The sequence below is a fragment of the Pseudoalteromonas sp. SR43-7 genome (assembly GCF_014163785.1).
Lineage (GTDB): Bacteria > Pseudomonadota > Gammaproteobacteria > Enterobacterales > Alteromonadaceae > Pseudoalteromonas > Pseudoalteromonas distincta.
Window position 1 is genome coordinate 1 of record NZ_JACJDY010000005.1, and the last position, 11,909, is coordinate 11,909.

The 11,909-nt window shown below is 39.3% G+C and carries 12 protein-coding genes; 9 read left to right on the forward strand and 3 right to left on the reverse strand.

From position 1 onward, the window contains the following. Nucleotides 1-26: 26 nt before the first annotated feature. The gene (gene glnE / locus H5087_RS05215; protein WP_182671385.1) at nt 27-2,822 is read right to left on the reverse strand and encodes a bifunctional [glutamate--ammonia ligase]-adenylyl-L-tyrosine phosphorylase/[glutamate--ammonia-ligase] adenylyltransferase; all 2,796 of its coding nucleotides are present in this window, start codon (nt 2,820-2,822) and stop codon (nt 27-29) included. A 77-nt stretch (nt 2,823-2,899) separates the two neighbouring features. On the opposite strand from glnE, the gene H5087_RS05220 reads away from it, so the two are divergent. The 6 genes from H5087_RS05220 (at nt 2,900) to ruvX (ending at nt 7,328) form a co-directional block, all read left to right on the forward strand. Then, complete coding sequence (locus tag H5087_RS05220) at nt 2,900-3,793, forward strand: hypothetical protein (RefSeq protein ID WP_002961952.1); 894 nt, start codon at nt 2,900-2,902, stop codon at nt 3,791-3,793. A gap of 65 nt (nt 3,794-3,858) precedes the next feature. Continuing rightward, nucleotides 3,859-4,359 (forward strand): hypothetical protein, encoded by a 501-nt coding sequence (locus tag H5087_RS05225; RefSeq protein WP_182671386.1) that lies wholly within the window; start codon nt 3,859-3,861, stop codon nt 4,357-4,359. A gap of 69 nt (nt 4,360-4,428) precedes the next feature. Beyond that, entirely contained in the window at nt 4,429-5,163 is a 735-nt protein-coding gene (gene rsmE / locus H5087_RS05230) for a 16S rRNA (uracil(1498)-N(3))-methyltransferase (RefSeq protein ID WP_002961950.1), read from the forward strand. 54 nt (nt 5,164-5,217) lie between these two features. After that, nucleotides 5,218-6,168 carry a glutathione synthase gene (gene gshB, locus H5087_RS05235; RefSeq protein ID WP_154903711.1) on the forward strand — a complete coding sequence of 317 codons (951 nt, stop codon included), beginning with the start codon at nt 5,218-5,220 and terminating at the stop codon, nt 6,166-6,168. Nucleotides 6,169-6,283: 115 nt separating this feature from the next. Further along, complete coding sequence (locus H5087_RS05240) at nt 6,284-6,841, forward strand: YqgE/AlgH family protein (RefSeq protein ID WP_002961948.1); 558 nt, start codon at nt 6,284-6,286, stop codon at nt 6,839-6,841. Between the two features lie 37 nt (nt 6,842-6,878). Further along, the gene (ruvX, locus tag H5087_RS05245) at nt 6,879-7,328 is read left to right on the forward strand and encodes a Holliday junction resolvase RuvX (protein WP_002961947.1); all 450 of its coding nucleotides are present in this window, start codon (nt 6,879-6,881) and stop codon (nt 7,326-7,328) included. Nucleotides 7,329-7,564: 236 nt separating this feature from the next. Here ruvX and H5087_RS05250 read toward each other — a convergent pair whose 3' ends face one another. Together H5087_RS05250 and H5087_RS05255 are read right to left on the reverse strand one after the other, a co-directional pair. Beyond that, nucleotides 7,565-8,701: a PilT/PilU family type 4a pilus ATPase gene (locus tag H5087_RS05250; protein ID WP_002961946.1), complete on the reverse strand. Its 1,137-nt coding sequence runs from the start codon at nt 8,699-8,701 to the stop codon at nt 7,565-7,567. A 9-nt stretch (nt 8,702-8,710) separates the two neighbouring features. Continuing rightward, nucleotides 8,711-9,751 (reverse strand): type IV pilus twitching motility protein PilT, encoded by a 1,041-nt coding sequence (locus tag H5087_RS05255; protein WP_039488318.1) that lies wholly within the window; start codon nt 9,749-9,751, stop codon nt 8,711-8,713. A gap of 2 nt (nt 9,752-9,753) precedes the next feature. Here H5087_RS05255 and H5087_RS05260 point away from each other — a divergent pair, with 2 nt between their 5' ends. The 3 genes from H5087_RS05260 to H5087_RS05270 are packed head-to-tail and all read left to right on the forward strand — an operon-like array spanning nt 9,754 to nt 11,866. Then, on the forward strand, nt 9,754-10,467 hold the full coding sequence (locus H5087_RS05260; RefSeq protein WP_182671387.1) for a YggS family pyridoxal phosphate-dependent enzyme: 714 nt from the start codon (nt 9,754-9,756) through the stop codon (nt 10,465-10,467). A gap of 17 nt (nt 10,468-10,484) precedes the next feature. Then, complete coding sequence (proC, locus tag H5087_RS05265) at nt 10,485-11,306, forward strand: pyrroline-5-carboxylate reductase (protein WP_039488316.1); 822 nt, start codon at nt 10,485-10,487, stop codon at nt 11,304-11,306. Between the two features lie 26 nt (nt 11,307-11,332). Next, nucleotides 11,333-11,866, forward strand: a complete 534-nt coding sequence (locus H5087_RS05270; RefSeq protein WP_002962568.1) for a YggT family protein — start codon at nt 11,333-11,335, stop codon at nt 11,864-11,866. Nucleotides 11,867-11,909 lie beyond the last annotated feature (43 nt).

An 11,909-nucleotide genomic window follows, 5' to 3' on the forward strand; every position in this document is an offset into this window, starting at 1 on the left:
GGTTTTTCAATTCAATTCAATTCAATTCAATTCAATTCAAAAATACTATTCCAAATATTAGTTACGTTAGTAATATCTTGTAAAAACGTTTCTCGCGGGATCAATTTGCCTTTTTGCTCCAAGCTCAACACGTGATAACACGAGCGGTAATCAATATACGCTTTTATCAACTGCTGCTTTTGCTCTTTAGTAATACAACCTATATTTGCCGCATCCGTTAATATTCTTACGTTGTCTGAGTAAACTGTAAGCTGTTCAAACTCGTTTGCGTGTTTAAGTACTAAATATTGCGTAATAAACTCAATATCAGCCATGCCACCAACATCTTGTTTTAAATCAAATTGATCAATATTTCCCTTCGCTAGATGGTCGCGCATTTTTTCGCGCATTTTTATTACATCAGCTTTTAGCACGGTATCATCGCGCTGCTGGCAAAGTATATTTTTACGAATTTGTGAAAAACGATCTATCAGATCGTTTTGACCTAAAATTAATCGAGCCCGAACAAGTGCTTGATGCTCCCACGTCCATGCTTGAGTTTGCTGATAGTGATTAAAGCTCTCTAAATTGATAGCCAATAAACCAGAGGCTCCTTCAGGACGTAATCGCGTATCAAGCTCGTATAAAATGCCCGATGCAGTACGGGTATTAAATAAATGCATTAAGCGCTGAGCGAGCTTTAAATAAAACTGACGAGAATCTATCGGTTTTTCACCATTAGTTAGGCTTGAGCCATCATGATTATGCACAAACACCAAATCTAGATCTGAGTCGTACCCGACTTCTAAACCACCTGTTTTACCATATGCAATAACAGCAAAACCTTTATTTTCATCATCGGTGCCTGGGGGCATCCCAAAGCGCTTAACAGTGTTATGCCATGCAATATTAACGGCTTGGTCAACAATCGCCTCTGCCAGTACGGTTAAATGATCGCTTACTTTCATTACGTCAAGAACACCGGTTGCATCGGCGGCAGCAATTCGTAATTGATGAGTTTGCTTAAATTGCCTAAGCGACTCCATTTGCAGTTCTAAATCGTCATGCTCTATTCGTAAAAAATACTGTCTTATTTCATCTTTATACGCTGTGAGCGGGGTCGGCTTATAAAGAACTGCGGGGTCTATTAGTTCATCAAGTAATATGGGGTAGCGAGAAATATGCTCCCCTATCCATTTGCTATGACAACACAGTAAAACAAGTTGCTTTAATGCACCTTGGTTTTCGTAAAGCAATTCTAAATAGGCAGTACGCGAAATTATCTTATTAAAAATTTGGCAAACCATTGTGAAAGCTGCTGCACTGGCATTAAAGTCATTTAATTGATTTAGTAAAACAGGCATTAACTTATCAAGAGTGTCACGCCCTCGGTTACCTATATTTACCTTAGACAGCCTTAATTTAAAATCGTTAAGGGGTGCTTGCCATTCATCTCTGGCCTCTTTTAAAAAGCTCACATCACCATGATCCCAAGCACTAATAAATGCGCCTTCACAGGTATCAAGTGGCACGGTTTCCTCGCCAATCACAAGTGCAAACTCACCGTTAACTTGTTTCATCACCTTTTCTATAGTGTTTAAAGTGGCAGAAAAATCAGCTTGTTCTAATAATAAATTTAAGCGTTGCTGATTCAATTCATCATCGGGGAGTGTTTGCGTTTGCTGATCGTCAAATATTTGAAGGTACTGCTCAACTTTACGTAAATAAAGGTAATTGCGCTTAAGCTCGCTTGCTTCTTGCTCATCTATAACTTGGTTAAGTGCCAACTCATTTAATGCTTTGAGTAAAGATTGGGTTTGTAAATTAGCCTCTCGCCCACCTCTTACCATTTGCAGGGCTTGCACTATAAATTCAACTTCACGAATACCACCAGCGCCTAGTTTTATATTATTAGTTAAGCGTTTACGGCGAACCTCTTGTGCAATCATTAACTTCATTTTACGCAAGGATTCAATCACCGAAAAATCTATATACCGGCGGTAAACAAACGGCTTTAAAAGCTTAATAAATTCATCCCAATACTTATTAGGAGTGCCAATTAAGCGCCCTTTTAACATGGCGTAGCGTTCCCAGTCGCGCCCTTGTTCTTGGTAGTAATCTTCAATGGCATTAAAGCTCATAACCAAAGGGCCGCTTTCGCCAAACGGGCGTAGGCGCATATCAACTCTAAATACTTGCCCATCACCGGTGGCTTGGTTAAGTGCTGCAATCAGTTTTTGTGCAACTTTGGTATAAAACACTTGGGCCTCAAGGCTTCTGCGGCCACCTTGGGTTTTTGTGCTGCGCGGATACGCAAAAATAAGATCAATATCAGAGGAATAATTTAGCTCCTGTCCGCCAAGCTTCCCCATCCCCAATACCATTAGCGGCATTGCTTGGTTTTGCTCATCAAGCGGTTCACCATTTACTTTTGCCACCTGTGCATGCGCCCATTGGTTGGCGCTATTAATTAGCATGTCAGCCAGTTGGCTTATATAATTAATACTATCGGCAATGGGGTTATTACAGCATAAATCTAAAAAGGCGACTTTAAGCCAGTACTTTTCACGATATTGACGAAGTACTTTATGGCACTGTGCTTCATCAAGGTCAGCTAAATTCAGGTTTTTAAAAGGAGAATCTATTACTCTATTTTGTATTTCGTCTTTGCATAATAGCCAGGTATTTAAATCAGGTTGTGACTCTAAACTGCGCCAAGCAAAGTCGCTTAATGCTAATAACCTTACAACTTCACTTTGTTTACTTTGCTGCGGGTATAACTGTTCAAAGCGCATCAAGCCAAGTTTTTGTAATTGAATAGGAAGTTGCTTTACGTTACTCATCAATCCTCTCTTTTATATCATCAATAACCGTACTAGAATGATTAAAACCTAGAAAGGTTAACTTAATTAGGATCACCATGTCATATTTGTCTTTATCTAACACTAGTTTTATTGCGATTGCCATTAGTTTTGCAGTTATTTGCATAACTATTTTTTGTTTACGAGTTGTCACTCAAATCAAAGCAAAACAAGCGCTTAAAGATGAGTTAGCGCAACACGACAACTTTGCCATGGGTATTAGTTTTGCATCTGAAATATCGGTTGTTATAGCCACTATAGCCTTTTTATTTGACGAAATAAGCGTAAGCACTGCACAGTCAAACCCGTTAAAAGTGTTAATTATTATTGTTCTCTTATTCACTTTTATAAAAGTGGGCCATTTAATTCACAGAAAATGGATACTCCACAGATTTAATGAAGAAGCTGCCATACTAAAACAAAATGTATGTGCTGCATTGGTAGACTCAGGAATGTTAATCGCTAACTGTATTATTGCTCTGGGCTTGTACACGTGGACGCACACCCAAGGGTTTAGCAACTTACTTATTGCTTGCGTTAGCTTTTTTACACTTCAGGGGATGTTTGCACTTGATAGCAAAATACGAGAACACCGTTTTGCAAAAGCAAACCAAGGTGCGTCACTACAAAGTAACTTTAACCTAGAAAATACATCTATTGGTATAAGATATGCTGGAAAATCAATTGGCTTAGCGTTGGCTGTATATGCTGGTTTATCTAGCGCAGCATTTCAAAACGGTAAAATGGTTGAAAACATATTTACACTTGTAATGCATTGCGGTGTAATGTGGATACTACTTTACGGCTTAACGTATGTGATAAAAGTTATCTCTTTACCAAATATTGATACGGCTCTTGAAATAGACCATCAAGATAATATTGGGGTAGCATGCATAGAATTTGCTGTTTTTTGTGCTATAGGTTATTTACTTATTAGTATGTTTTCTCTTTAGACCTTTTTTACTGAAAATACAGCAATTAAAACGTCTGCATTTAAGTAATAATGGTAATTACTTAGATGCAACAAGGTCCTAGCTCTATGCCGCCTGAAATAACGAACTATTTGTTAATTGACATAGACAACGAATTTAGCCGCGCATTTGCCGAATACTATGTAAATAGTAATGGCATAACAAAAGCGAGTACACTTATTGCTGCAGGGAGTAATACCGGCCAATTAGTAAAAATGATGTTTGACGAGCTTATTAAAGACTATAGTTATTGCGATCTTGAAAACGAAATAAGCGTTTCTGAGTTAATTAATTATTTAAAAGATCATCACGATTTACACGGAGTCCTTTTCAATAGCACCGATTATTTACTCGCAAGTGATAAGCAGCGCTTTATTTATAACTCCTTGCATAAAGAACGCTTTTTAATAAATCTTGATGATACAGGCTATACACTCAGCCGGGTTACCGACGAGACGTTAACGGAACCTTCGCAAAATTATCACGATATAGCGCACACCCCACAAGATTTAATAGATCTCGCCGAACAACTTAATAAAAATAAATAATTGCGCACAGCCCCCAGCTTACTTACCATAGCAATATATATTTTTACGCTATGTAGTAAGTGACGCCCTATGCGAGTTCCTCATATTTATCAAACATCGAGTATTGCCCTAAACACCCCTGTAACTTTAGATGACGATGCTGCAGGGCATATTGGCAGAGTGCTGCGCATGAAAGTAGGCGAGCATGTATCTATTTTTAATGGCGAAGGTGGCGAATACCTTAGTGAAATAATTGAGGTAACAAAAAAAACAGTCGTCGTAATGCCATTAGAACTTAACCCTCACGATGTAGAATCTCCACTTAAAATTCATTTAGGTCAGTGTGTATCCCGTGGTGATAAAATGGATTTTACAATTCAAAAGTCAGTTGAACTAGGTATTACCGAAATCACCCCTATTTTTAGTCAGCGCTGTGGGGTGAAACTAATGGGCGATCGTCTTGAGAAAAAACACCAACAATGGCAAAAAATTGCAATTGCAGCGGCTGAGCAGTCAGGGCGTAATTTTGTGCCAATTATTCACCCACCTATAGATTTAAAACAATGGCTTGCACAACAAACCGATGCAATTAAGCTCACTCTTCACCCTCGTGCTGAGCACAGCATTAAAACCATTACGGTACCTAAAGATGGCGTACGCTTTTTAGTAGGCCCAGAAGGTGGCTTTACCGACGATGAAATGGCACTAACCAAACAACTAGAATTTGTAGATATTCGCTTAGGCCCGCGCGTTTTACGAACGGAAACAGCCGCTTTAACGGTCTTAAGTGCATTACAACTTCAATTTGGCGATTTAGCTAATTGAAATAACTAAAAGCACCCTCATATAAACAGTAACATTTATAGTAAGGCACAGCGCATGGCAATTAAGTTAGGTATTATTTCAGATCCTATTAGTGGATTTAACATCAAAAAAGACACCGGTTTTGCAATGATGATGCAAGCGCAAGAACGTGGCTACGAAATTTATTATATGGAGATGGACGATTTATCTCTTCGTAAAGGCAAGTCGTACGCTACAGCGTCTAAAGCGCAAGTGTTTAATAATGCAGAAAAATGGTATGAGCTTGAAGAAAAAGCCACTATAGCCCTTGCCGATCTTGACGTAATTTTAATGCGTAAAGACCCTCCTTTTGATACTGAATACATTTACGCGACGTATATTTTAGAGCGTGCTGAACAAGAAGGTACGTTAATAATTAACAAGCCACAAAGCCTTCGCGATGCTAACGAAAAGCTGTTTACAGCATGGTTTAGCGAGCATACGCCTGACACACTTGTTACACGTAGCCAAAAACAAATTCGTGAATTTTTAGCACAGCATAAAGACATTATTTTAAAGCCGCTTGATGGCATGGGTGGCGCATCGATTTTTCGCATCAGAGAAGACGATGCCAACATTGGTGTAATTTGTGAAACGTTAACCGAGCACGGCAGCCGCTTCGCAATGGTGCAAAATTACATTCCAGAGATCAAACAAGGCGATAAGCGCGTACTAGTAGTTGATGGCGAAGTTATTCCATATTGTTTAGCGCGTATACCACAAAATGGTGAAACACGCGGTAATTTGGCTGCAGGCGGTCGAGGTGAAGCCCGTCCACTTAGCGAATCAGATTTAAAAATAGCGCAAGCTGTTGCACCAACGCTCAAAGAAAAAGGCTTAATATTTGTAGGTTTAGATATTATTGGCGATAAATTAACTGAAATTAACGTAACTGCACCAACGTGCGTACGCGAAATTGAAGCTGCTTATGATATTTCTATCACAGGTATTTTATTTGATGCAATTGAGCGTAAATTAGGTAAGTAATTACCACAATAAAAAGCCCATTAGTTTAAGCCTTTCATGCAATTAATGGGCTTTTTATGTCAATTTAAATAACTATGCCATACTCAAAGTTCATTAACTAAAAAGGGTGAAATCTATGCAGTCATTAGAAAATCATTTTTTAATCGCGATGCCGTCAATGCAAGACCCTTTTTTTAAACGTGCTGTTACCTATATTTGTGAGCACAATGAAGATGGGGCTATGGGCTTGGTAATAAACCAACCTATTGATGTTACTGTTGGCGAACTTTTAGATAAAATAGAAATTGATAACGACAAAACGCAAAACGCAGCAAAAGTAAGTGTGTTTGCAGGTGGACCCGTTAAAACTGACCGTGGTTTTGTACTGCACTCTCCCCAATCGGGTTATTCAGCAAGTCAAAAACTCAGTAGCGATATTATGATCACTACCTCAAAAGACGTTCTAGCAAACTTAACCACTGCACAAGCACCAGAGCAGTTTATTATTACACTTGGTTATTCAGGGTGGGAGCAAGGACAACTCGAACAAGAGTTACTTGATAACAGCTGGTTGATCATAGAAGCCGATCCGAAGATCATTTTTGATACCCCCGTTGAAAAACGATGGGAAAAAGCAGTTTCAATGTTGGGCTTTGATATTAGCCAACTCAGCCCTGAAGCTGGTCACGCATAATAGTAACTAACCCTTAGCAAACTTAAACAAGATACACATGACAAAAAAATCGCTTAAGCCGCAAGGCGAACGCACTGTAATGGGCTTTGACTTTGGCACCAAAAGTATTGGTATTGCTATTGGGCAAGAGTTAACCGGCAGTGCGTCTAGCCTTAAGGCTGTAAAAGCACAAGATGGTATTCCTAATTGGGACCATATCGCCGTACAAGTAGCCGAGTGGCAGCCTGACTTAATGGTTGTTGGTTTACCACTAAATATGGATGGAACATCACAAGAGGTTACCTTTAAAGCAAAAAAGTTTGCCAACAGATTGCATAATCATTATGGCATTCCTGTGCAAACACAAGATGAGCGTTTAACAACAGCGGACGCTAAAGCGCGACTTTTTGAAAGTGGCGGCTATAAAAACTTAGGTAAAGGTAACGTAGATAATATGTCTGCGGTTATTATTTTAGAAAGCTTTTTTGAATCTAGTTACGGTGAATAAGCCTGCTATATAATACCAATCTGCTTATATATGGGGTCTATTTAACGTTAAGAAAATTACGCTAGAACTAGGCAAAAGTTTTTATATCTAGTTGTTCTAAATAAAAAATTTTTAACGACGTTATAGTGCAATTTAATTCGTTAAATTGATCAAAGATTTATGCAGGTTGGTATAAACAACCCTTTATACAAATAAAAAAAGCGCCAATTGGCGCTTTTTCATTAATTACTTTTAAATTATTGATCGCTATTTTTATCATCAAGGCCATCAATAGTAACGCCCTGTAAAAAGCCCGCACCTTGTTGTTCGTTATTGCGCAGTTTTATCATTAAGCGTAAATCATTTGGCGAGTCAGCATGGTGCAGTGCATCAGCGTAGTTAATTCGCTGCTGTCTGTACAACTCAAATAACGCTTGGTCAAAGGTTTGCATGCCCATTTCTTTCGACTTAGCCATTGCCTCTTTAATTCCGCCAATATCACCATTTTTAATCAGCTCAGCGACCATTGGTGAGTTAAGCAATATTTCAATAGCTGCAACACGGCTTTCACCATCAGCAGTTGGCACTAGTTGCTGAGCAACAATGGCGCGTAAGTTAAGTGCTAAGTCGTACTTAAGCTTATCGTGTTTTTCTTTTGGTACTAAATGCATAATACGGTCAATCGCTTGGTTCGCATTATTAGCATGTAGTGTCGCAACACATAGGTGCCCGGTTTCAGCAAAGCTTAGGGCGTATTCCATGGTTTCTTGCGATCGAATTTCACCAATCAAAATAACATCTGGAGCTTGGCGTAATGAGCTTTTAAGTGCCGACTCAAAGCTTTCTGTATCAAGCCCTACTTCGCGCTGAGTAATAATACTTTTACGATGCTCATGAACGAACTCAATCGGATCTTCAATGGTCAGTATATGACCTCGTTGATTACGGTTTCGATAACCAATAAGTGCAGCTAGTGAGGTCGATTTACCCGTACCTGTACCACCTACAAATAAGACAAGACCGCGTTTAGACATAATTACATCTGTCAGTGTAGACGGCAGACCTAAATCACTCACATCAGGAATTTGCGTCACAATACGGCGAATAACCATACCTGCTCTATCGCGCTGCCAAAAAGCAGAAATACGAAAACGCCCTTCGTCGGTAGCAATCGCAAAGTTACATTCTTTCGTTGTATGAAACTCTGCTTTTTGCTTTTCGCTCATTGCAGATTCTACTAACTCAAGCGATTGCTCATCAGTCAGTCTATCGTCACTGAGAGCTATTAGCTCGCCGTTTATTTTTGCACTTACAGGTAACTGACTCGATACAAATAGGTCAGAACCCTTTTTCTCAATCATTATGAGTAAAAAGTCGTTTAAAGATAAAGCCATAATAATTTCTTACCCACCAAATTGTGTTTTGTCTTGCGCTTTTTCTTTCGCTGCCGCATTTGTAACAATACCGTGATTAACTAAATTAGTTAAACACTGATCCATTGTTTGCATGCCCACAGACGCACCGGTTTGAATAGACGAATACATTTGTGCAATTTTATCTTCACGAATTAAGTTACGAATAGCAGGAACTGCAATCATAATTTCGTGTGCTGCAACTCGCCCACCACCAATTTTTTTAAGCAGCGTTTGTGAAATTACCGCACGTAAAGATTCAGATAACATTGAGCGCACCATAGCTTTTTCTTCACCTGGGAATACATCAATAATACGGTCAATAGTTTTTGGTGCAGATGTTGTATGTAGCGTGCCAAACACTAAGTGACCCGTTTCGGCAGCGGTCATTGCAAGACGAATTGTTTCTAAATCTCGTAACTCACCCACAAGTATTACATCAGGGTCTTCACGCAATGCACTACGTAGCGCGTTTGAAAAGCTATGTGTATCGCGGTGAACTTCACGTTGGTTAATTAAACTTAATTTATTATCGTGAACAAACTCGATTGGATCTTCTATTGTTAGAATATGGTGATGTTTATTTTGATTTATATAATCGACCATAGCGGCAAGTGTTGTTGATTTACCAGAACCCGTTGGCCCTGTTACTAACACGAGTCCACGTGGGGTATCAGAGATTGTTTTAAAAATATCTGGCGCACCTAAATCATCAAGCGTTAACACTTCACTTGGTATGGTACGAAATACCGCAGCAGGCCCGCGATTAGAGTTAAACGCATTCACACGAAAACGTGCTAAATTAGGCACTTCAAACGAAAAATCCACTTCGAGGTTTTGTTCGTAGTCCTTGCGTTGATTATCGTTCATAATATCGTAAACCAGACTGTTTACGTCTTTGTCTGCAAGGGCTGGTATATTAATGCGGCGAACATCACCGTCTACGCGTATCATAGGTGAAACACCCGACGATAAATGTAAATCGGATGCTTTGTGTTGCACACTAAACGCTAATAATTCGGTAATATCCATTTATGACTCCACAACTAACTGATAAATATATGGTTACAATAGCAGAACGACTCACATCCGCCTACGCTAGAATTGCAGACGCGGCAAAAAACACACAGCGAAACACTAACGAAGTTACTCTACTAGCAGTGTCTAAAACTAAACCAAGCGAAGATATTATTGCAGCTTATGAGCATGGTCAGCGCGAATTTGGTGAATCTTATGTTCAAGAGGCTATAGATAAAATAGCTCAACTACAGTCATATAGCGACATCATTTGGCATTTCATTGGCCCTATTCAATCAAATAAAAGTGCATTAGTAGCTGCTAACTTTGATTGGGTGCAAAGTGTTGATCGCATAAAAATAGCAAAGCGATTAGATTCCCAGCGCCCAGACGATAAACCACCTCTTAATATACTTATTCAAGTAAATATAAGTAATGAGGAAGCAAAGTCAGGTTGCCGCCGTGATGAAATAGATGAACTTGCCAATTTTATTAACCAATGTGAGCACTTAACACTTCGAGGTTTAATGGCAATTCCCGCTAAAAGCGACAGACTGGATACGCAAATTCAATCTTTTGAGCAATTACAAACTTGCTTTGATAAACTAAAGACCCAATATCCTCAAGTAGATACTTTGTCGATGGGTATGAGTAACGATGTTGAAGCTGCCATTAGCGCAGGCTCAACCATGGTAAGGATCGGCACAGACATTTTTGGAACACGAACTTAAAAGGTGATAACAGATTTATGTCAGATAAAAAAATCGCATTTATAGGCACAGGTAATATGAGCTACGCCATTATTGGTGGCATGGTAAAAAACGGCTTTAACGCAAGTAACATAATTGCGACTAACCGCAACCAAGAAAAGCTTGAAAAGGTAGCATTTGATTTCAAGGTGCAAACCACCAGTGACAATAACGAAGCCCTGCGCGATGCTGATGTAATTGTTTTGTCTGTTAAACCACAAATGATGGGCGATTTATGTAAATCGTTTCAAGAGTCAGGCGTAGATTTTAGCGATAAACTGTTTATTTCTGTTGCTGCGGGCTTAACTGTAAAGCGTTTGCGTGAAATGCTAGGCCAAGACGTTAAAATGGTACGTTGCATGCCAAACACGCCATCTTTATTAGGTCGCGGAGTATCAGGTTTATATGGTGCGGGCGAAACACCAAGCGAACACGAATTTGTACAACAAGTTTTTGAATGTACGGGCATTGTTGTATGGGTGGAAAAAGAGTCACAAATTAACGATATTATTGCTGTAACCGGCTCATCACCTGCTTACTTTTTCTTATTTATGGAAGCCATAGAAGAAAAAGCTAAAGCGCTGGGCTTTAACGATGAAGACGCTCGTCGCCTGGTACAACAAACAGCCCTTGGCGCTGCCGAAATGGCACTTAGCCAGCCTGATATTAGTATTTCGCAACTACGTTCAAACGTAACATCTAAAGGCGGCACTACTCACGCAGCTGTTGAGCACTTAAAAGATGAAGGCTTAACTAAAACCGTTGGCGATGCAATGGATGCGTGTATTGCGCGTGCAGAGCAAATGGAAAAAGAACTTTAAAACCACTTTTTATTGAAGGTTACACTATGAATGCCATGCAATTTTTAATCAGTACCCTGTTTGATTTGTTTTTAATGGTGGTATTACTGCGCTTTTGGCTGCAGTGGGCAAAAGCCGACTTTTACAATCCAATGAGCCAGTTTGTGGTTAAAGCCACTTCGTTTGCGGTAAAACCACTGCGTAAAATCATTCCGGGGTTTGGCGGACTTGATCTAGCATCTCTGTTGCTGGCATTTATAGTGGCTGTAGCCAAAATTAGTACTTTAATGCTTGTTATATATAATGCGTGGGCAATACAGCCTGTGCTTATTCAAGCACTTATAACGGTACTAAAAGAAGGCCTTAATTTAGTATTTTGGGTACTTATTATTCGCGCTATTTTAAGTTGGGTTAGCCAAGGCTATAACCCTATAGAAGCGGTTTTCCACCAGCTTACTGAACCAATGCTAAAACCAATTCGTAAAATATTGCCATCAATGGGTGGCTTAGATTTATCAGTTTTAGTGCTTATTATTGGTATTCAGTTTTTGCAAATGCTGCTTATGGATTTTTTAGTCTAATATGGATTTTTTAATTAGAGGCCCAAAGGCCTCTTTTTTATAT

What these genes read in the sequence shown, in the direction of transcription:
- glnE (WP_182671385.1), bottom strand. Translation starts at nt 2,822, where the DNA reads ATGAGTAACGTAAAGCAACTTCCTATTCAATTACAAAAACTTGGCTTG.
- H5087_RS05220 (WP_002961952.1), top strand. Translation starts at nt 2,900, where the DNA reads ATGTCATATTTGTCTTTATCTAACACTAGTTTTATTGCGATTGCCATT.
- H5087_RS05225 (WP_182671386.1), top strand. Translation starts at nt 3,859, where the DNA reads ATGCAACAAGGTCCTAGCTCTATGCCGCCTGAAATAACGAACTATTTG.
- rsmE (WP_002961950.1), top strand. Translation starts at nt 4,429, where the DNA reads ATGCGAGTTCCTCATATTTATCAAACATCGAGTATTGCCCTAAACACC.
- gshB (WP_154903711.1), top strand. Translation starts at nt 5,218, where the DNA reads ATGGCAATTAAGTTAGGTATTATTTCAGATCCTATTAGTGGATTTAAC.
- H5087_RS05240 (WP_002961948.1), top strand. Translation starts at nt 6,284, where the DNA reads ATGCAGTCATTAGAAAATCATTTTTTAATCGCGATGCCGTCAATGCAA.
- ruvX (WP_002961947.1), top strand. Translation starts at nt 6,879, where the DNA reads ATGACAAAAAAATCGCTTAAGCCGCAAGGCGAACGCACTGTAATGGGC.
- H5087_RS05250 (WP_002961946.1), bottom strand. Translation starts at nt 8,701, where the DNA reads ATGGCTTTATCTTTAAACGACTTTTTACTCATAATGATTGAGAAAAAG.
- H5087_RS05255 (WP_039488318.1), bottom strand. Translation starts at nt 9,751, where the DNA reads ATGGATATTACCGAATTATTAGCGTTTAGTGTGCAACACAAAGCATCC.
- H5087_RS05260 (WP_182671387.1), top strand. Translation starts at nt 9,754, where the DNA reads ATGACTCCACAACTAACTGATAAATATATGGTTACAATAGCAGAACGA.
- proC (WP_039488316.1), top strand. Translation starts at nt 10,485, where the DNA reads ATGTCAGATAAAAAAATCGCATTTATAGGCACAGGTAATATGAGCTAC.
- H5087_RS05270 (WP_002962568.1), top strand. Translation starts at nt 11,333, where the DNA reads ATGAATGCCATGCAATTTTTAATCAGTACCCTGTTTGATTTGTTTTTA.